General features: G+C 65.9%; 15 protein-coding genes. 5 read left to right on the forward strand and 10 right to left on the reverse strand.

All coding sequences use genetic code 11. The features are described from left to right. Positions 1-28: 28 nt before the first annotated feature. Genes ACSBQT_RS04260 through ACSBQT_RS04270 form a run of 3 tightly spaced genes read right to left on the reverse strand, consistent with a single transcriptional unit; the run spans position 29 to position 3,515 of the window. The gene (locus ACSBQT_RS04260; protein ID WP_410709965.1) at positions 29-880 is read right to left on the reverse strand and encodes a MaoC family dehydratase; all 852 of its coding nucleotides are present in this window, start codon (positions 878-880) and stop codon (positions 29-31) included. After that, complete coding sequence (locus ACSBQT_RS04265) at positions 877-2,229, reverse strand: 3-oxoacyl-ACP reductase (protein ID WP_435000976.1); 1,353 nt, start codon at positions 2,227-2,229, stop codon at positions 877-879. Before ACSBQT_RS04265 ends, ACSBQT_RS04260 begins: the two co-directional genes overlap by 4 nt. Continuing rightward, positions 2,226-3,515, reverse strand: coding sequence for an acetyl-CoA C-acetyltransferase (locus ACSBQT_RS04270; protein ID WP_410709963.1), 1,290 nt, complete (start codon positions 3,513-3,515; stop codon positions 2,226-2,228). The genes ACSBQT_RS04265 and ACSBQT_RS04270 overlap by 4 nt, the downstream gene beginning before the upstream one ends. A 58-nt stretch (positions 3,516-3,573) precedes the next feature. Between ACSBQT_RS04270 and ACSBQT_RS04275 the strand changes: the two genes are divergently transcribed. Further along, entirely contained in the window at positions 3,574-4,185 is a 612-nt protein-coding gene (locus ACSBQT_RS04275; protein WP_410709962.1) for a TetR/AcrR family transcriptional regulator, read from the forward strand. Then, positions 4,182-6,221: an acyl-CoA dehydrogenase family protein gene (locus tag ACSBQT_RS04280; protein ID WP_410709961.1), complete on the forward strand. Its 2,040-nt coding sequence runs from the start codon at positions 4,182-4,184 to the stop codon at positions 6,219-6,221. Before ACSBQT_RS04275 ends, ACSBQT_RS04280 begins: the two co-directional genes overlap by 4 nt. Positions 6,222-6,350: 129 nt before the next feature. On the opposite strand, the gene metX is transcribed toward ACSBQT_RS04280, so the two are convergent. The 6 genes from metX to ACSBQT_RS04310 all read right to left on the reverse strand — a co-directional run bounded on the left by metX (position 6,351) and on the right by ACSBQT_RS04310 (position 16,461). Then, on the reverse strand, positions 6,351-7,385 hold the full coding sequence (gene metX, locus ACSBQT_RS04285; protein ID WP_435000977.1) for a homoserine O-acetyltransferase MetX: 1,035 nt from the start codon (positions 7,383-7,385) through the stop codon (positions 6,351-6,353). 1 nt (position 7,386) lies between these two features. Then, on the reverse strand, positions 7,387-8,709 hold the full coding sequence (locus ACSBQT_RS04290) for an O-acetylhomoserine aminocarboxypropyltransferase/cysteine synthase family protein (RefSeq protein WP_435000978.1): 1,323 nt from the start codon (positions 8,707-8,709) through the stop codon (positions 7,387-7,389). 174 nt (positions 8,710-8,883) lie between these two features. Then, positions 8,884-12,333, reverse strand: coding sequence for an error-prone DNA polymerase (locus tag ACSBQT_RS04295; RefSeq protein ID WP_435000979.1), 3,450 nt, complete (start codon positions 12,331-12,333; stop codon positions 8,884-8,886). Positions 12,334-12,380: 47 nt separating this feature from the next. Continuing rightward, positions 12,381-14,006 (reverse strand): DNA polymerase Y family protein, encoded by a 1,626-nt coding sequence (locus tag ACSBQT_RS04300; RefSeq protein ID WP_435000980.1) that lies wholly within the window; start codon positions 14,004-14,006, stop codon positions 12,381-12,383. Beyond that, positions 13,996-14,766: a porin gene (locus ACSBQT_RS04305; protein ID WP_410709956.1), complete on the reverse strand. Its 771-nt coding sequence runs from the start codon at positions 14,764-14,766 to the stop codon at positions 13,996-13,998. The genes ACSBQT_RS04300 and ACSBQT_RS04305 overlap by 11 nt, the downstream gene beginning before the upstream one ends. A 39-nt stretch (positions 14,767-14,805) precedes the next feature. Then, positions 14,806-16,461 carry an HNH endonuclease gene (locus tag ACSBQT_RS04310; RefSeq protein WP_435000981.1) on the reverse strand — a complete coding sequence of 552 codons (1,656 nt, stop codon included), beginning with the start codon at positions 16,459-16,461 and terminating at the stop codon, positions 14,806-14,808. A gap of 247 nt (positions 16,462-16,708) precedes the next feature. Between ACSBQT_RS04310 and ACSBQT_RS04315 the strand changes: the two genes are divergently transcribed. Genes ACSBQT_RS04315 through ACSBQT_RS04325 form a run of 3 tightly spaced genes read left to right on the forward strand, consistent with a single transcriptional unit; the run spans position 16,709 to position 18,732 of the window. Further along, entirely contained in the window at positions 16,709-17,377 is a 669-nt protein-coding gene (locus ACSBQT_RS04315; protein ID WP_435000983.1) for a methyltransferase domain-containing protein, read from the forward strand. A gap of 20 nt (positions 17,378-17,397) precedes the next feature. Continuing rightward, entirely contained in the window at positions 17,398-17,862 is a 465-nt protein-coding gene (locus ACSBQT_RS04320; RefSeq protein WP_435000984.1) for a tRNA (cytidine(34)-2'-O)-methyltransferase, read from the forward strand. A 45-nt stretch (positions 17,863-17,907) separates the two neighbouring features. After that, entirely contained in the window at positions 17,908-18,732 is an 825-nt protein-coding gene (locus ACSBQT_RS04325; protein WP_435000985.1) for a PfkB family carbohydrate kinase, read from the forward strand. A 152-nt stretch (positions 18,733-18,884) separates the two neighbouring features. On the opposite strand, the gene ACSBQT_RS04330 is transcribed toward ACSBQT_RS04325, so the two are convergent. Further along, positions 18,885-19,139, reverse strand: coding sequence for a type B 50S ribosomal protein L31 (locus tag ACSBQT_RS04330; protein ID WP_101544255.1), 255 nt, complete (start codon positions 19,137-19,139; stop codon positions 18,885-18,887). Between the last annotated feature and the right edge of the window lie 117 nt (positions 19,140-19,256).

Below are 19,256 nucleotides of genomic sequence, written 5' to 3' on the forward strand. Positions count from 1 at the left end.
TTTGTGACGCACTGCACTTTTCGGGCCATCATTCGAGGTGTGCCACCCGCGAGAGGACGTGCGGTTTGCCGTTCTTCAGGTCGAAGACGGCCGACTGCGCAGCCTCGTGACGACGGCCCTCGGTCAGTGCATAGCCGACCGTTCCGGGCAGCAGGATCGGCTTCGCGAAGGACACATCCCAGCGGTAGGACTCGAGCCGGGGATCCATCGCCGAGAACGCTCGGGAGGCGCTGTACATCCCGTGGGCGATCTGCCGCGGGAATCCGAATCCCTTCGCGGCCAGACCGTTGAGGTGGATCGGGTTGTAGTCACCGGAGACCTTCGCATAGCGCTGACCGATGATCGGATCCAGACGCCACAGTGCACTGGGCTGCGGCGCCGTGAACTCGAGGTGGGGCACCTGTGCCTTCGGCTTGGCTCCGGAGAGCTTCCGCCCCTTGGCCAGGTACGTCGAGACCTCGTCCATCACGGGACGACCGTCGACCTTCGCCTCGAGCCGAACCTCGATCGTGGTGCCCTTCGTGTGCTCGAAGGGACCGGCGAGCTCGAGGTGGAAGTCCACGACCTCGCCGAGGCGGGCCTGCGAATGCATATCGACGCGATTGTGGATGTGGACCATCCCCATCATCGGCAGCGGCACTTCGGGGTCGGCCAGCAGCTGCATGCTCAGCGGGAAGCCGAGGATGTGCAGGTAGCCGGGGTGGACGATATCGTCCAGACCGTGGCCGACGACGTGGGCGAATCCTGCGTAGGCGACCGGTTCGAGCGGAATGCTGCGATCGATGGCATGTTCCGGCAGCTCCGGACCGGTGCGCGGGCCCACCGGCAGGGTCTTGAGCAGGGCACGGGCATAGATGGGAAGCATCGAATCCGCCATCATGCACCCACCATGTTCTGACCGCATACGCGCAGGGTCTGCCCGTTGATGCCGCGGGCACCGCTGGAAGCGAGGAAGCCGATGGCTTCGGCGACGTCGACCGGCTGGCCGCCCTGCTGCAGGCTCGAGAGGCGGCGCGCGACCTGTCGTGTGAGAGTCGGCATCTTCGCGGTCATATCCGTTTCGATGAAGCCGGGTGCGACAGCGTTGATCGCTCCCCCGCGGGCTGCGAAGTCCTCCGCCGAGGCGGCCGTGAGCCCGATGACTCCGGCTTTCGAGGTTGCGTAGTTCGTCTGACCGCGGTTTCCGGCGATTCCCGACGTCGAGGCCAGGGAGACGACCTGGGCGCCGTCGGCGAAGAGTCCCTTCTCCGCCAGGCGCGCATTGATCATCGTCTGCGCGGCGATGTTGACCGCGATGACCGAATCCCATTTGGCCGCGTCCATGTTCGCCAGCATCTTGTCGCGGGTGATGCCGGCGTTGTGGACAAGGATGTCCACGGGCGCTCCGAGCGCCTCGGTGATCTTGTCCGGGGCGTCTGCCGCGGTGATGTCGAGCTGCAGCGACTTGCCGCCGATCCGGTTCATCACCTGGGCCAGCGCCTGACCGGCCTGCGGCATGTCCACGCCGATGACGTAGGCGCCGTCACGGGCGAGATTCTCGGCGATCGCAGCTCCGATTCCGCGTGCGGCACCGGTGACCACGGCGGTGCGTCCGGCCAGCGGGCCGGCGTCACCGGTGGACATGAATTCGTCCAGGCTCAGTCGCTGCCCGGCGTCCGAGGACACCGTGAGGAACTGGCCGGAGACATAGGCGGATTTGCCCGAGAGCAGGAACCACAGGGCCGCAGACACCGAAGGGGCGGTGAGGTCGACGCCGTCGAGGAGGATTCCGTTGGCCGTCGCACCGGCGCGCATCTCGTGGGCGACCGACCGGGTGAAGCCGGTGATGCCCTGGGCTGTGGCGGCCTGCTCCGGTGTCTGGTTCTGCGCATCCGGTGCCGTCGAGATGGTGATCACGCGACCGCAGGCGTCCAGTGAACGCAGAGCGGCGCCGATCTCGAGGACGACGGGTGACAGGTCGGCCGGGGACTGTGCATCGTCGAGGACGGCGATGACGGCCCGCAGCTTCTCACCCGTCTGAGCGTTGCGACGGACCTCGAGTCCGTTCTCCAGCAGCTGATCGGCCAAGCCCTGGGCTCCGGGTCCGGTGCCGAGGACGAGGACCGGCTTGTTCTCATACGACGCCGGGGTGGAGCCGAAGCGGTTGAGTTCGACCGGCTGCGGCAGACCGAGGGTCTTGGCGACCTGCTTCAGCGGTCCGTTGACGAGGGAGAGATAGGTGTCTTTCATGCTGCCTCCACAATCGCGGTGAGTCCCTGTCCGCCTGCAGCGCAGATCGAGACCAGGGAACGCTTCTTGCCGGTGGTCTTCAGGTGCTTGGCGGTGCTGGCGATGATGCGTCCGCCGGTGGCGGCGAAGGGGTGTCCGGCGGCCAGGCTCGAACCCAAGGGGTTGAGCTTGTCACGGTCGATGGTGCCCAGTGCCGCATCGAGTCCGACCTTGTCCTTGCAGAACTCTTCGGATTCCCAGGCGGCCAGGTGCGAGAGCACGGTGGAGGCGAAGGCTTCGTGGATCTCGAAGACATCGAAGTCATCGAAGGTCAGGCCGTTGCGTGCCAGCAGCCGCGGAACCGCGTAGGCAGGAGCCATGAGCAGGCCTTCGTCGCCGTCGACGAAATCGACGGCGGCGGCTTCGGCATCGACGAGGCGAGCCAGCGGGGTGAACCCGTGTTCGGCGGCCCAGTCCTCACTGCCCAGCAGCACCGAGGAGGCGCCGTCGGTCAGCGGAGTCGAGTTGCCGGCGGTCATGGTCGCCTCGGCAGCGAGCTTCCTGCCGAAGACGGGGTTGAGCTTCGCCAGGGATTCCACGGTCGAGTCGGCACGCATGTTCGTATCGCGGCTGACCCCGAGGTACGGGGTGGTGAGGTCATCGAAGAAGCCCGATTCCCATGCCGCAGCGAGGTTCTTATGCGAGGCCACGGCCAGTTCGTCCTGAGCCTGTCGGCTGATGCCCCAGGCGGCGGTGGTGATCGCCTGGTGCTCGCCCATGCTCAAGCCCGTGCGCGGTTCGCCCGTGCTCGGAGCCTGTGGTGCGAGGTAGGCGGGGCGGATCTGGGAAGCGATCTTCGCTTTCTGCACCATCGTCTTCGCACGGGTGAGTTCGAGCAGGATCTCGCGCATCGAATCGTTGACGACGATTGGCGCGTCGGATGTCGAATCGACGCCCGAGGCGATTCCGGATTCGATCTGCCCGGCATTGATCTTGTTGTTGAGGCTGACCACGGCTTCCAGGCCGGTGGCGCAGGCCTGTCCGAGATCGAAGGCGGGGGTCGTCGGTGCCAGGGCGGAGCCGAGCACGGCTTCCCGGGTGAGGTTGAAGTCCTTCGAGTGCTTGAGGACTGCACCTCCGGCGACCTCGCCGATGTTCTCTCCGGCCAGTCCGAAGCGGGCGACGAGCCCGTCGATGGCCGAGGTGAGCATATCGAGGTTCGTGGCCTTCGCATACTGCTTGTTCGAGCGGGCGAAGGGAATTCGGTTGCCGCCGAGGATGACGGCGCGGTTGTTGGGAGCGGACATGTGCACCTCCGAGTGGTTGATTTAGCCGATACCGACAGTACCTGATACTGTCGGTTACATGAAATCGATCACAGACGGTCGCTCGACGAGGTGGCAGAAGCATCGCGACGAGCGTCGTCGCGAACTTCTGCGCTCCGTGCGGCTCGTCGTCGACGAATACGGCGACGATATGTCGATGGAGCAGATCTCGGACGCCACCGGGACGTCGAAGTCGGTGCTCTACCGATACTTCACCGACCGGGCGGGACTCCAGGCGGCCATGGGCGAATGGGCGATGGGCGTCATCGTCCGGTCTCTCGACGAGGCCGCGGCCGCCTCGGCGAAGGGCAAGAGCTCACCCGCGGCGGAGGACTCCCTGGCCGCGATGATCCGAGCCTTCGTCACCCTCGCAGCGAACTCCCCGAACGTGTATCGCTTCTGCGACACCGCGGTCAACCGGTTCGCGCCCGAGGAGACCGGCGGTTTCTTCAATTCCGTTGCCGGGCAGCTGGCCGAACGCCTCGACCTGAGCGGGGAGCAGGCTCGGCTGTGGTCGGCCGGAGCGATCGGTTTCGTCCGCGCCGCCACCGAGACGTGGCTGTCCCGACCGGACCGGCCCGAGGAATTCGCCACCACCATCACCCATTGGCTCTGGGCAACCCTGCCCGAACAACGAGGAGTAGAACAATGAAGCTGTCTCTTGACCCGAAAGCCATCAACGACGTCCTCGACGGACATTGGGCAGAAGCTCGCCGACTCGGGCGGACCCTGGCCGAAGCGTCGTCGACCCATGACGATCCGGCCGATGATCTCGACACCGCACGGGCGAAGACCCTCGATGGGGTCATGATGATGGGCGAGACCGGACTGCCGATGACAGGGCTGTCACCGGAGATGGGCGGAAAGAACGAACACGCCACGAACGTCGCCGGGTTCGAAGAGACCGTGACCGCAAACCCCAGCCTCCAGATCAAGGCCGGCGTCCAGTTCGGACTCTTCGGCGGCGCGATCCTCCACCTCGGGAATAAGGAGCAGCATCAGAAATGGCTGCTCGACGCTCAGTCCGGCCGGCTGCTGGGTTCGTTCGCGATGACGGAGATCGGGCACGGCTCCGATGTGGCGAACGTGGCGACCACCGCCACATACGATGAGGCGACCGAAGAGTTCGTCATCGAGACCCCCTTCCGGGCCGCAACGAAGGAGTACATCGGCAACGCCGCCCGCGATGCCCGGGCCGCCGTCGTCTTCGCTCAGCTCATCACCAAGGGTGTCAAGCACGGGGTGCATGCCTTCTTCGTGCCCGTCCGCGACGAGGCCGGTGAGCCGATGCCGGGAGTCTCGATCGAAGACGACGGCTACAAGGGCGGGCTCAAGGGAGTCGACAATGGTCGCCTCGCCTTCGACTCCGTGCGGATCCCCCGCACCAACCTGCTCAATCGCTATGGAGACGTCACCGCCGACGGCACGTACTCCTCCCCCATCGAATCGCCGGGACGCCGCTTCTTCACGATGCTCGGCACCCTGGTCCAGGGCCGGGTCTCGCTCGACGGCGCCTCCGTGGTCGCATCGAAGATCGCCCTCGACATCGCCGTGCGCTATGGACTCGAGCGCAAGCAGTTCACGGCCGGCGATGAATACGCCGAGACGACTCTGCTCGACTACGGCCAGCATCAGCGTCGCCTCATGCCGGCCCTCGCCGCCGTCTACGCCTCGGCGTTCGCGCACGAGAAGCTGCTGACCTCCTTCGAAGAGGTCTTCGCCGGAGCCGATGACTCCGAGGAGAACCGGGCTCTGCTCGAGACCCGGGCGGCTGCGTTCAAGGCCGACTCGACCTGGATGGCGCTCGACGTCATCCAGGAATGCCGTGAAGCCTGCGGCGGTGCCGGATTCATGGCGGAGAACCGCCTCGTGGGGCTGCGCGCCGACCTCGACGTCTACGTCACCTTCGAAGGCGACAATACGGTGCTGCTGCAGCTCGTGGCCAAGCGCCTCCTCGGCGACTATGCCAAGGAATTCGCGAACCTCGACGTCGGCGGAGCCGCCCGCTTCATCGGCACCCAGGCCGCCGAACATACGCTCTACCGCACCGGTCTGGCCAATGCCGGACGGGCGATCTCGGATGCGCTGACCCCGAACCTCGGCGACAAGCGGATCAGGTCGGGACGCCTGCAGCGAACCCTGCTCGAAACGCGTCTGGAGGTCATGGTCGCCGGAGTCGCTCAGGCGCTGCGGCCTGCGACGAAGATGCCGGCCGCGCAGGCGGCCGATCTGTTCAACGTCCACCAGCATGAGCTCATCGAGATGGCACGCGCCTATGTCGAGCTCGAGAAGTGGAAGGCGCTGGACGAGAAGATGAAGGAGCAGACCGACGCCGATCAGGCCAAGGCCTTCCGTCGTCTGCGTGACACCTACGGTCTCGGACTGATCGAGAAGCATATGGCATGGCACCTCATGTACGGTCGCCTGCCGATGTCGCGTGCACGCCAGATCAACGAGACGCTGAACCGTCTGTGCACGAAGCTCGCGGCCAATGCCCTCGACCTCGTCGAGGCATTCGGCTACTCGGATGTCCACCGTCGGGCCACCATCGCCTCAGGTGTCGAAGCCGAGCGTCAGGCCGAGGCCGCCGACTACTACCGTCGGGCGCGGGCTCGTCAGGACTTCCCGGTCGACGAGAAGCAGCTGCGCAAGGCCGCGAAGAAGAAGGCGAAGGCCGCCGCAAGGTGACCGCAGGCCCGTGATTCGGGCACACCAGAAGACCCCCGCAGCGAACGGTCTGCGGGGGTCTTCTGGTGCTTGGGACGATTCGGGTCGTCGGCAGGCGACTGTGATCGCTGCCGGAGGGTCCCGACGGATTCAGTCGGCGAGGAAGTCGGCGAGCACCGCCGAGATCTTCTCCGTCTCGGTGAGGAACCCGTCGTGACCGACCGGGGAGTCGATGATGTGGTGCCGGACTCTCCCCGGCAGCGCCTCGGCGAGGGTGCCCACCTGTTCCGGCGGGAACAGCCGATCCGAGGATACGGAGACCACGAGGTTGTCGGTGCAGGCATCGGCCAGTGCGGTCGTAAGGTCGGAGGACCGGCCTCGGCGCACGTCGTGATCGCGCAGGGCGCGGGTGAGCACGATGTAGCTGTGCGGGTCGAACCGTGCGGTGAGCTTCTTGGCCTGGTGGTCGAGGTACGAGGTCACCTCGTAGTAGTCCTCCGAACGCAGCCGACGGGAGAAGCGTTCGTTGAGATCGGCATCATTGCGATATGTCAGATGCGCGATCTGCCGGGCCAGGCCGAGGCCGTGGCTGGGAAAGCTGCCGACGGCCGAATAGTCACCGGAATAGTAGTCGGCGTCGAGTTCGATCGCACGTTCCTGCATCATCGCCCAGGCGATCTGGTCGGCTTCGCAGAAAGCCGGCGCGGCGATGACCGCACATTTGCGGACCTTCCTGGAATCCAGCAGAGCGAACTCGAGCGCTCGCGCACCTCCCATGGATCCGCCGATGACGGCGACCCAGGAGTCGATGCCGAGGATCTGGGTGAGATTGTGCTCCAGACGTGCCATGTCGCGGATCGAGACCCGAGGGAACCGGGAGCCGTAGGCCAGGCCGTCATCGTAGGTCGACTGCGGCCCGGTCGTGCCCGAGCAGCCCCCGAGGGAGTTCGCACACACCACGAAGTACTTGTCGGTGTCGACGGCCTCCCCGGGCCCGACGACACCCGCCCACCATTCGGTGACGCGGGTGTCGCCGGTCAGAGCGTGTTCGATGAGGATCGCATTGGACCGGTCGGCGTTGAGGGTGCCGAAGGTCTCATAGGCGATCTCGACCGTGCCGAAGGTGTGCCCCGAGTCCGTGCCGAAGCCCAGGATCCTTTCGACGGAGGTGCTCTGGGTGGTCATCTCAGGCCGCGGCCGACGCCTTCGCCGCTGCCGCTGCGAAGCCCTTGTCGAGGTCGCCGATGATGTCGTCGATGCCTTCGATTCCCACGGACAGACGCACCAGGGCAGGGTTGACTCCGGCGGCCTTCTGAGCTTCCTCGTCGAGCTGAGCGTGCGTGGTCGAAGCCGGGTGGATGACGAGCGAACGAACGTCACCGATGTTCGCCACCAGGGAGTGCAGTTCGAGGGCGTCAACGAAGGCCACAGCCGCGTCGTATCCGCCGGCGATGTCGAAGGCGAGCACCGAACCCACACCGTTGGGCAGGTACTTCTTGGCCAGATGGTTCCAGGGGCTCGACTCGAGTCCGGCGTAGGCGACGCGGTCGACCTGGCTGTGTGCCTCAAGGTAGGAAGCGACCTTGTTCGCATTCTCCACGTGGCGTTCGATGCGCAGGCTCAGGGTCTCGATGCCCTGGGCCAGCAGGAATGCGTTCGTCGGGCTGAGCGAGGGTCCGAGGTCGCGCAGACCCTGCACGCGAGCCTTGAGTCCGAAGGACACGTTTGCTCCGAAGGGTCCGTCGGCGCCGAGGTCGCGGGCGAAGACGAGTCCGTTGTAGGAAGCGTCGGGTTCGTTGAAGCCGGGGAACTTCTCCGGCTGTGCGCCGTAGTCGAAGTTGCCGCTGTCGACGAGGACTCCGGCAACGGAGTTGCCGTGGCCGCCGAGGTACTTCGTGGCGGAATGGAGGACGACGTCGGCGCCGTGTTCGATCGGACGCACGAGGTAGGGGCTGGCCAGGGTGTTGTCGACGAAGAGCGGCACACCGGCTTCATGGGCGATTCCGGCGATCGCTTCGATGTCGAGGATGTCCGAGCGCGGGTTCGACACGACCTCGCCGAAGAGGATCTTGGTGTTGTCCTGGATCGCGTTCTTCCATGCCTCGTGGTCGTCGACGTCGACGAAGGTGGTGTCGATGCCGAGCTTGCGCAGGGTGACGTCGAGGAGGTTGACGGTTCCGCCGTAGAGGCTGGAGCTGGCGACGATGTGATCGCCGGCTCCGGCGACGTTCGTGATCGCGAGGAAGGCCGCAGACTGGCCAGAGGCGGTGAGCACAGCGTGGACGCCGCCTTCGAGATCGGCGATGCGGTTCTCGACGACCTCGTTCGTCGGGTTCGTCAGGCGGCTGTAGACGGGGCCGACATCGGTCAGCGCAAAGCGCGCTGCGGCGTGGTTCGCGTCGTTGAACACGAACGAGGTGGTCTGGTGGATCGGCAGGGCGCGCGAACCGGTGACCGGGTCGGGTACCTGTCCGGCATGGATCTGGCGGGTTTCGAATGCCTGGGTCATGGTGACTCTCCTGGGTGAGTGCGGTGGCGGTGTTGTCGGTCGAGGTCGATGTGATGTGTCTACTGTCATCGTTTTCGCCGGCTGGCACCCGCCTGTGTGTCATGTTGGCGTCATCATGTGTCATGTTTCGTCACACCGTGTCGTGCCGCTGTCATATGTGCACGGCAACGACGATCACCGGAAGTTCCGCGCCTTCGTCGGCAGCTGCACTTCCAGGGGGATGAGTTTGTGCGCATAAAGGCTGACCACGTCTCCCCCGCGTTGGATGAGGCCGGTGACGACGAGTGCGTTGCGGGAGGTAGCGACCGTGCGGAAGCGCTTCATCAGCCCGGCCGTGGCCACCACATTGAGCATCCCGAATTCGTCTTCGAGGTTGATGAAGGTGATCCCCGAGGCGGTGGCCGGGCGCTGCCGGTGGGTGACGATCGCGGCCACCGTCATCCGGGTTCCGTCCGCCGCACTCGCGGCATCCGCCGTCGATGAGTATCCGCGGGCGCTCAGCGTCTCGCGCATCATCTCCGTGGGGTAGCCGTCGACGGTGATCCCGGTGGAGAAGAGTTCGGCCAAGGTCACGTCGAAGGCGTCCATGGTCGGCAGTCTCGGGGCCGAGTCCACGCTCGCCGTTCCCGGCAGCAGCCCGGGATGGGCACCGGCGACTCCCCCGGCCAGCCACAGCGCCTGCCTTCTGTCGAGGTCGAATCCGGACAGGGCTCCGGCCGTGGCCAGCGATTCCAGGGCCTGCTTGCCGATCCCGGTACGTTCGGCCAGATCCGCCACCGAGGTGAAGGGTGCGTTGTCGCGTTCGCCCACGATCACCTCGGCGAAGGAGCCGACATGGGCGACCGTGTCCAGTCCCAAACGGATCCCCAGCTCCCCCGCCGAGGCTGCGCCCCCGTTCCCGGGCGCCGCCTCGGTGAGGGTGTGCCCCGGTTTTCCGGGGTAGACCCGTTCGAGGTCCGTGGCCGCTTGGGACCGGCGGATATCGACGGGCAGGATCGGCACTCCGTGCCGGCGGGCGTCGGCGATGAGCGACTGCGGGGAGTAGAAGCCCATCGGCTGGCTGCGCAGCAGTCCGGCGGTGAAGGCCGCATGGTGGTGGTATTTGAACCAGGCGGACTGATAGACGAGGTTCGCGAAGCTGATGGCGTGCGATTCGGGGAACCCGTAGTTCGCGAAGGCGGCGATGGTGGCAAAGATCGCCTCGGCGGTCTCCGCGTCGACTCCGCGCTCAAACGCTCCGGTGCGGAACTTCTCGGCGAGTTCGGCCATCCGCTTCTCCGAGCGGCGCGAGCCCATGGCCTGCCGCAGCCGGTCGGCATCGGCCCCGGTGAACCCGCCGACGTCGATGGCCATCTGCATGAGCTGCTCTTGGAACAGAGGGACCCCGCAGGTCTTGGCCAAGGACTTCTCGAGCAGCGGGTGGAGGTATTCGACCTTGTCCAGGCCCTGCCGTCTGCGGATATAGGGGTGGACGGAGCCGCCTTGGATCGGCCCCGGTCGGATGAGGGCGACCTGGACGGCCAGGTCGTAGAACGTCTCCGGACGCAGCCGGGGCAGAGTGGCCAGCTGGGCACGGGATTCGACCTGGAAGACCCCGACCGCGTCGGCGCGGCAGAGCATCTCGTAGACGGCTTCATCATCGTCATCGATCTCCGCCCGGTCGATGAGGACCCCGGTGTGACGGTGGACGAGCCCGACCATCTCATGCAGGGCGGTGAGCATACCCAGGCCGAGCAGATCGAACTTGACCAGGTCCATGGCCGCACAGTCGTCCTTGTCCCATTGGACGACGGTGCGGTGGCCCATCGTCGCCTTCTCGATCGGCACGACTTCGCCGATGGCACGGTCGGCCAGGATCATCCCACCGGAGTGGATGCCCAGATGGCGCGGTGAGCCGAGGAGATCCTCGGCGACCTTGAGCACCGGGGCGGGCACCGGTGAGTCCTCGGCATCGGGCAGGCTCGACCACCGGTTGCTCGACTTCGAGAACACATCCTGCTGGCCGGGGGCATAGCCGAGGCTGAAGGCGGCGTCCCGGATCGCCGATTTCGCACGGTAGGTGATGACATTGGCGACTTGGGCGGCCCGGTCACGGCCGAAATGGTCGTAGACGTATTGGATGACCTCTTCGCGGCGGCCGGATTCGATGTCGATGTCGATGTCCGGGTACCCCTTGCGGTCCGGGGACAGGAACCGGTCGAAGAGCAGTCCGTGTTTGACGGCGTCGACGGCGGTGATGCCCAGGACGTAGCAGACCGCGGAGTTCGCCGCCGATCCCCTCCCCTGGCAGAAGATGCCCATATGGCGGCAGAATTCGGTGATGTCGAAGACGATGAGGAAGTATCCGCAGAACCCCAGCTGCGCGATCATGTCCATCTCCCGGTCCAGCTGTTCCCAGGCTCGGGGGTTCTCGGCTCTCGTTCCGTAGCGGGTGCGACCGCGTTCGGCGATGAGGCCGCGCAGATAGGTCTCCCCCTCGGTCTCATCGGGCATCGGCGCCTTCGGCAGGTCGGGGCGGGCCGAGGAGAGGACGAAGGAGGCGTCCCGACCGATCCGCACCGCGTTGTCCACAGCTTGCCGAGGGAAGCGTGCGAGCATCTCCTCACCGGTGTGGATGCGTGCGCTCGCCGTCGCCGGCAGCCATCCGGCCAGTTCGTCCAGGGACTTCCGCGACCGCACCGAGGCACGCACCTGAGCCGACTTCCACTCGGCCCGGGTGGCGAAGTGGACGGCGTTGCTGGCGATGATCGGCAGACCCGTCCGCTGGGCCAGATCGCCGAGGTGGCGCAGCCTCTCGTCGTCATCCGGGGTTCCGTCCCGGCTGAGTTCGACGGCGACCCGGTCGGGTCCGAAGAGTGCGGTGAGTTCGCGCAGAGCGCTGAGTCCGCCGTCATCGTCGCCCAACGCTCGTCGCAGCGGTCCTTTGCGACAGCCGGTGAGGATCATCCAGTCTCCGTCTTCAGCTGCGAGTTCTTCGAGGTCGAAGAGCGGACGGTTCTTCTCACCGCGCAGGTTCGCCTCGGTGATGATCTGAGAGAGCTGGTGGTAGCCCTCGACGCTGCGGGCGAGGACGAGCAGGTGGGTGGCATCGGGGTCGGTCTGGCCGGGGATCTTCTCCTGCAATCCCACGGACAGCTCGGAGCCGAACACGGTGTCCAGCCCCACCTCGGCGGCGGCATGGGCGAAGCGGACGGCGCCGTAGAGTCCGTTGTGGTCGGTCAGCGCCAGGGAGCTCAGCCCGGCGGCGGCACCGGCGGCGACGAGCTCTTCGGGGTCGGAGGCTCCGTCGAGGAAGCTGAACTGGGAGTGCACATGCAGCTCCGCCCAGTCGACCTGCTTCCGCAGCAGTCCCGGTCCGCGGTTCGGCTCCTGAGCGCTGCCGGCGCCTGTCGGCTCCTGATAGCGGCTGCGTCCGTCCGAACCGCCGGGGCCGACCGAGACTTGGTAGCGGTCGGGGCGGGAGAACGCTGGGGCGTCGGAGCCGTCGGCGTGTTTGTCGACAGGCTGTTTTCCTGCCGGGCTCTCGCCAGCAGGCTGTTTGTCCGCCGGGGAGGACGGGATGTCCTTGCCTTCGAGGCGGCGCGCCAGCTTCGACCACGGTGTGCGTGGGTTCGAGAATCCCATCGGGACCTCCTCCTCTCAGATGGGGTCGTTGGTCAGCAGGTTGCCGGTCAGCGGTAACGGCCGGTGAGGTACCACTGACCGCGCTCTTTGCTCAGCAGAAGGGCACGGCCGGCATCGGTGACCACCTGCAGCCGGGTGCGGTAGACGGCTCGGTTCGGGTCCCACCACCCGGATTCGATGGGCCAGGAACCGGAGTAGTCGGTGATGGCCTCGGTCTGCCCGGTGGGGAATCTGATCGTCGCCGGGGCCGCGCCCAGACCCGAGGGGCGTGCCTCCACCGGTGAGCCGTCCGCGGCGAGCACGTCGACGGCGGAGTGTTCGACGGTCGTCGGACGGGGTGCGTGCAGAGCACCGGGCCAGGGAGCGGCAGGGCTGCGTTCGGGAACGGCCGCCTGCTGCCACGGGGTCCACAGGTTCGTCTCGGCAGGATCCCACCCGCCTTGGATGCCCGGAACCAGGACGGCATCTGGGCCGAACAGTCCCTGCAGACGCTCGAGCGTATGGGTGATCTGCCCGGTGTTCTCGTCGAACAGGCTGCGTGTGGCACCGATCGGGGTGGTCAGTTCGGCCGCGATGAGGCGCAGCGCGATGATGCCGTCGTCGGAGAAGTCCTCGGCGTCGGGCGCCGGCTCGTCGACGATGTCGAGTTCCTGCGGGTCAGCCTGTGCCGTGCGGGGATTCTGTCCCGGAGGCGAACCCCGGCCCGCTCCCGCCAGCCAGCCTTCGGCCTGCCACCGCAGGCGGTCGGCGATCGCATTCTCCTGCATGTCCTCGATCCGCCAGGTCCGGGACGAGGACTGGCCGCCCGCGGCATCGAGTTCGATCGTGATCTGGGTGCAGACCAGCCCCTGTCTGCGCACCTTGGCCAGCAGGTCGGCACCGAGCTGGCGGGCGAGGAAGCCGAGGGTGTCGCTGCGGGTCGTCGGGGCATCGAGATCGAGTTCGACGTCGAGCTGTTCGCCGCGGACATGATCGGCGAGCGGGGCTCCTGCCCGCCCGGAGGCCAGGTCGTGCAGATGCCGACCGAAGGCGCCGAAGCGTGCGTTGACGTCTGTGGTCGCAAGGCGGGCGAGGTCACCGAGGGTGCGCAGCCCCAGCTGCAGGAAGACCTCGATCAGCGCGGTCGCCTCGGCGCCGGCGTATTCCAGGGTGGTGATCGGCTGGGCGGAGAGGAAGTCCACGGTCTGTCCGGGTTCGACGCGGCGCGCCTGCCCAGCGGCGAGGACCGCGGCGAAGACGGTGTCGGCGATCCCGGGGAAGAACTCCCATCCGGTGTCATCGACGAGTGCTGAGACCAGTGTCTCGACCGCATCGGCTTCGTCGGCGTAGCCGTGTCTGAGCGAGTCGAGAGGGATTGCCAATGTTCCCGGGCTGAGCAGGGTGAACCGTGCGACGAGGTTGTCGAGGGCACCGACTCCGGCACTGAAATGACGGTTGTCGGCCTCTTCGTCCCAGACTGCGATGTGAGCTTCCGGACAGCGGTATCCCACGGCGCGTTTGTTGTTCCCGGCGGCGATTCCGGCGGCACGGGCCGGAGCATCGGCGGCGATGACCTTGCCGGCGTGGAGGACCGCGACAGGGCGGCCCGGTGCGATGTCGTGCTCGACCGCTGCGGCCACCGCCGGCCAGTCGGGAACGGTGAGCACGAGGGTGCGGCCGGACTCATCCGACATGGCTGATCACCTGCCGCAGCTGTGTGATCGTCGACCACCGAGGATCGTCGGTCGTGTCCGTGGCCGGATCTGCGCCCAGGCCCGTTGTCGAGGCGATGGACGCTCCACTGTCTGCCACCGCTTCCAGCGTCCCCGCGGGGACGCTGGCGGGAGTCCCGGACGGCCCGGGCAGCAGGAACCGGTGGGTTCCCGTCTGTGAACGGGCACGGACGAGGCAGGACTGCAGACGTCCGCGACCGTGTTCGGCACCCGACCAGCGGGTGTCGGTGATCTCGATCTGTTCCGTGCTGCCGGAAAGAGGTCGGAGGCTGATGAGGCTCATTCGTCGCTCCCGGATCTTCGCCAGGAGTCGGGCCCGTTCCGAAGCGCTCGGGGCGAAGCCGGGGTCGACGAGGATGATGTCGAAGGATTCGATGAGGATCGACGCCACCCGCAGCCAGTCCTCGCCGGGGGTCGCGAGGTTGACGAAATGGTCGAGATCGACACCGAGGTCGGCGATCGAGGACACGGACGGTTCGCCGAGCCCGATGCCGGCACACCACTTCTGCTCCCGGGTCGCCGCAGCGATCGTCGCCAGACCGCAGCTCAGCGACAGCTCACCGGTGACGGTGACGAGTTCCCCACGCGGCAGACCGCCGCGACGGAACAGCGGAGAGAGCACAGGATCCACCGGATGTGGTGGGATCTTGTCGAACAGCGCCGCAGCCGTGGAGATCCCCGTCTCCCGACTGAGCTGTTCGATGACCGGTGCTGCTGACATGACATCCATTATCGAACTGGTGTTCTAAATTGGCAAGATTCAGACAACAGCTTTGCCTTCCCGGGCGTGTCGCCATTCGGCTTCGAACATCCATGCGACACAGAGGCCGAGGTCAAAGCCGTAACCACCGCCGACCGTGCCGGGATCGGCCGCTTTCGTGATCTGCTTGACCTCGGCAACACGAACCGCCGTATTGAACATCATCCGCCCCCTCACCCGGCTTTCCAGAGGAAGCAGCTGGGAGCCGTCGGGCAGGTAGAAGGCAAAGGCGGCGGGACCGCGCATCGCTCCAGCGAAGTCCGCTCCGGTGCGTTCGATGCGCAGCTGATATTTGTGCACCACGGTGTGATGCCGACGACAGAGCAGGATGAGATTGTCCAAATCGGTCCTCCCACCCTGTGACCAGGGACGGATATGGTGCGCATCGCATCGCCTGCGGGCGCGGCAGCCGGGGAATTGGCAGCAGACATCACGCACACTCAGCGCCAATCGCTGTCGTCTGCTCACCAGACGCTTCGAGCGCCCGAGCATGAGGACGTCGCCTCCGGCATCCTTGATCGCCCCGCTGATCAGCGCCTCACAGCTCAGGCGCTCTGCCGTCGCCGCAGTGATTCCGCCGAACCCTTCGATCCGACAGGTCGTATCCGCGCGTCCGCTCGACGTCCCCGCGGGGACGTTTCCCTCGACTCCTGCCGGACGGGCCGGCTCAATCCCCTCTTCCGCCGGACGGTTCGTTTCGCCTTTCATCCCCGCGGGGATGCAGGCGCCGGTCGCCGGCCTTGCGGGGATGCTGAGCAGAGGGGGCTTGAACGCGGGTGAGGCTTCCATCGTGGCGCCGCTGCGGGTGATCACCTCTGCTGAGGCATGGACGAGCAGGCGGGCGCGATCAGCGTCGATCGAACCCGTGGGCTCGGCACGAGGGAAGGCGTGGATGATCTCCATCAGGCACATGACCTGGGAGACCGGCTCATAAGGAGCCTCGTCCGCTTTGCTGCCCTCGCCCGCAGCACCCTCCTCATCGGAACCGCCGTCATGGACGGGACGTTCGAGAACCTGGCGGGCGGCATCGAGCATCGCGGCGATCTCTGCGGCATCGTCCTCCTCGAGTTCGATCGTGATCCGGGTCCGACCGGGTGCCACCTGACGCATGCTCACACTGTCCTGAGCCAGGTACAGCGGGAACGGGCCGTTGTCGATCTTGTCGGCCAGCTGCTGGTAGTTCTGCGAGATCCGGCTGATCTGGCTGCCGGTGGCAAGGGTGGCCAGACGCAGTGCCTCATCGTCACCGATCCGCTCACCCAGCCGGGTCACTTCCCTCACCTTTGAGAAGCTGACATCACCGCCCGCCAGACTCTTCTTCACCTTCGGCATCTCCCGCAGCGCCCTCATCACGCGCACATACTCGCGAGCCGTGTGCATGCTCACCGACGCCACATGCATCACCCACTCGGTCAGGGTCTTCACCCCGACCCACTCGGCCCACAATCCTCGCCTCTCGACCTCGTCTATGAGGGTGATGACGCGGGCATGGCAGAAGGAGATGCATGAGATGTTGCGCCGGATATCCGTCACGATCTGCTCACAGGTGAGGGTGCTGGGGTCCACATCGGCGTCAGCTCCTCCATAGTCCTTCGGATCGACGCTCAGCCCTTCGAGGTCGGCCGCCTCCGCTGCAATCGGCTCATCGTCTCTCATGGTGCCCCCCTCCCGCGGCCGGGTCGGCCCTCCGGTCCGGCGATCCCCATGACCACCAACCGTGCCTCCACTCTAGGATTCGGCACTGACACGAGAATTTGAGCGAAGACAGTCTGCAGCAATCGATCATGGCCGAGATTCGATTGAGTTTCGTTTCTGCAGATGGCCGGACTCAGCCATATGTGTCTGGCCGATGGCCGAACTTGCCCTTACCTGCCGTATCAGCGCCGACGGGTAGGGTGACGTCATGACTGACGAAGCCCGCACCCGCGAAGCGACCACGCGTGATTCCTATGATGCGATCGCCCGGACCTACACGGACTGGGTCGCCGATGAACTCACCGCCAAACCGCATGACCGTGCCGTCCTCGGGGCCTTCTCCGAGCTCGTCCTCGGCACCGGGTCAGCGGAGGTCCTCGACATGGGCTGCGGACCCGGTCGCATCACGACATTCCTCGCCGCCCTCGGACTTCAACCGCGCGGACTCGACCTCTCCCCGGCCATGCTCGAACTCGCTCAGGGCCTCTATCCGACGCATCAGTTCGACGTCGGGTCGATGACCGCCCTGCCCTATGCCGATGAGTCCTTCTCCGGTCTCGTTGCCTGGTACTCGACGATCCATGTCCCGGACGACGAGCTTGTCCTCGCCTTCGCCGAGGCAGCCCGTGTTCTTCGCCCGGGCGGCTGGTTCCAGCTGGCGTTCCAGCTCGGGGACCGGGTCGATCACTTCTCCGATCTCGCCGGCTTCGACGTCGATCTCGACTTCCACCGCCGCTCGATCGCTGACGTGCTCACCGCGCTCGAACCGCACGGCTTCATTCCTGCCACCCGCCTCGAACGCGAACCCGACCGAACCGGTCGCTTCCCGGAGGCGACCAGGCAGGGGTACCTCCTCGTTCGTAAGGCCGGCCTCTGAGGTGAGAAGATGAAGGTGATATGAACATCGACATCGTCTTCCACACTCCCGAGATCCCCGGCAACACCGGAAACGCCATCCGGCTCGCCGCGGTCACCGGAGCTCATCTGCATCTCGTCGAGCCCCTCGGCTTCGACCTCTCCGACGCGAAGCTGCGCCGAGCCGGTCTCGACTATCACGACCTCGCCCATGTCACCGTCCATCGTTCGATCGACGAACTCTGGGGCCACCTCGGTGAACGTCGGGTGATCGCGTTCAGCACGCATACGGACAATTCCTTCGCCGAGGTGGACTACCAAGACGGTGATGTCCTCCTCTTCGGGCGCGAGTCGACGGGACTGTCCGACGAAGTCGTCAACGACGAGCATGTGGATATGACGGTGCGGATTCCGATGCTGCCGGCACGCCGTTCGCTCAACTTGGCGAACTCGGCATCCATCGCCATCTACGAAGCCTGGCGTCAGCACGGCTACGCAGGGGCATGAACCCGCGTAGACTTCTTCGCGAACGCTTTACCTGAAAGGACCACTATGACCGCCAAGGTGCTCACTGTCGCCGGATCCGATGTCTCCGGAGGAGCCGGACTCGAAGCCGATCTGAAGATGTTCGACGAATACGGGGCCTTCGGCACTGCCGTCGTCACCTGCATCGTCACTTTCGATCCCGATGACGGGTTCGCCCACGTCCTCGAGTTCATCGAGCCCGAGGTCGTCACCCGTCAGCTCGAATCGACGCTGGCCGTGCACGAGTTCACCGCCATCAAGTCTGGAATGCTCGGCTCCGTCGACTCGGCACTGGTCCTCGCCGAAGAGCTGAAGACCAATGATCTGCCGTACGTCTTCGATCCTGTGCTCGTGTGCAAGGGCGCAGGCACTATGGTCGATCTCAAGGATCTCTTCGTCGAGAACCTCGTGCCTCTGGCCACCGTCGTCACCCCGAACCTCGAAGAGGCCGCGACACTGGCCGGGGTCGACCCCATCGACTCCGTCGAGGGCATGATCGAGGCCGCGAAGATCATCCACGGGCAGGGGGCGAAGAACGTCGTCGTCAAGGGCGGAGCCCGCCTCGCCGGGGACGATGCCATCGACATCCTCTTCGACGGTGAGACCGTGACGACTCTGCGCTCGCGCAAGGTCAACAACAAGCTCGTCAATGGTGCAGGATGCTCCTTCGCCTCCTCGATCGCGGCAGGAATCGCCACCGGTCTCGACATCAAGGACGCCGTCGTCTCCGCCAAGGAGAAGGTCGCTCACGGAATCGCGAACTGCCTCGACAATGCCACCGGCGTCGCCTCGCTCTACCATCCGGCGGCACGGGTGAGCCCCTCGCTCGAGGTCTCAGTCACCGTCGACTGATCATCGGTGCTTCGGCTGCGTCCCCGCGGGGACGCAGCCAGTCACGGTCGGGACGTCGCAGCAGAGTCAGTCGACCTGCAGACAGCAGATCGCCCCGCACACCATTCCGGTGTGCGGGGCGATCTGTATGAAGCTGTTGGAAACGCCCGAGATCAGCGCTTGCCGAAGCCCTTGTAGCGGTCCTTGAACTTCTCCACGCGGCCGGCGGAGTCGAGGATGCGCTGCTTACCCGTGTAGAACGGGTGCGAAGCGGACGAGATCTCGACGTCGATCACGGGGTAGGTGTTGCCGTCTTCCCACTCGATGGTCTTCTCGCTCTTAGCGGTGGAGCGGGTGAGGAACTTGGTGCCGGAAGCCAGGTCGTTGAACACGATCGGCGCGTATTCCGGGTGGATGTCCTTCTTCATTTTCTTACCTCTGCTGAATTCTTTCAGGCGCCTGATATGAGTTGAACTCATCTGCCAGTGCCCGAATTCGTCTGCTGGACACGCTCCGAACCGTAGGAACCGGACACAGAGCGACAA

This window comes from Brevibacterium sp. H602 (assembly GCF_051172395.1).
Classification (GTDB): domain Bacteria; phylum Actinomycetota; class Actinomycetes; order Actinomycetales; family Brevibacteriaceae; genus Brevibacterium.

Coding starts and splice junctions, on each gene's coding strand:
- ACSBQT_RS04260 (WP_410709965.1), bottom strand. CDS start 880: ATGATGGCGGATTCGATGCTTCCCATCTATGCCCGTGCCCTGCTCAAG.
- ACSBQT_RS04265 (WP_435000976.1), bottom strand. CDS start 2,229: ATGAAAGACACCTATCTCTCCCTCGTCAACGGACCGCTGAAGCAGGTC.
- ACSBQT_RS04270 (WP_410709963.1), bottom strand. CDS start 3,515: ATGTCCGCTCCCAACAACCGCGCCGTCATCCTCGGCGGCAACCGAATT.
- ACSBQT_RS04275 (WP_410709962.1), top strand. CDS start 3,574: ATGAAATCGATCACAGACGGTCGCTCGACGAGGTGGCAGAAGCATCGC.
- ACSBQT_RS04280 (WP_410709961.1), top strand. CDS start 4,182: ATGAAGCTGTCTCTTGACCCGAAAGCCATCAACGACGTCCTCGACGGA.
- metX (WP_435000977.1), bottom strand. CDS start 7,385: ATGACCACCCAGAGCACCTCCGTCGAAAGGATCCTGGGCTTCGGCACG.
- ACSBQT_RS04290 (WP_435000978.1), bottom strand. CDS start 8,709: ATGACCCAGGCATTCGAAACCCGCCAGATCCATGCCGGACAGGTACCC.
- ACSBQT_RS04295 (WP_435000979.1), bottom strand. CDS start 12,333: ATGGGATTCTCGAACCCACGCACACCGTGGTCGAAGCTGGCGCGCCGC.
- ACSBQT_RS04300 (WP_435000980.1), bottom strand. CDS start 14,006: ATGTCGGATGAGTCCGGCCGCACCCTCGTGCTCACCGTTCCCGACTGG.
- ACSBQT_RS04305 (WP_410709956.1), bottom strand. CDS start 14,766: ATGTCAGCAGCACCGGTCATCGAACAGCTCAGTCGGGAGACGGGGATC.
- ACSBQT_RS04310 (WP_435000981.1), bottom strand. CDS start 16,461: ATGAGAGACGATGAGCCGATTGCAGCGGAGGCGGCCGACCTCGAAGGG.
- ACSBQT_RS04315 (WP_435000983.1), top strand. CDS start 16,709: ATGACTGACGAAGCCCGCACCCGCGAAGCGACCACGCGTGATTCCTAT.
- ACSBQT_RS04320 (WP_435000984.1), top strand. CDS start 17,398: ATGAACATCGACATCGTCTTCCACACTCCCGAGATCCCCGGCAACACC.
- ACSBQT_RS04325 (WP_435000985.1), top strand. CDS start 17,908: ATGACCGCCAAGGTGCTCACTGTCGCCGGATCCGATGTCTCCGGAGGA.
- ACSBQT_RS04330 (WP_101544255.1), bottom strand. CDS start 19,139: ATGAAGAAGGACATCCACCCGGAATACGCGCCGATCGTGTTCAACGAC.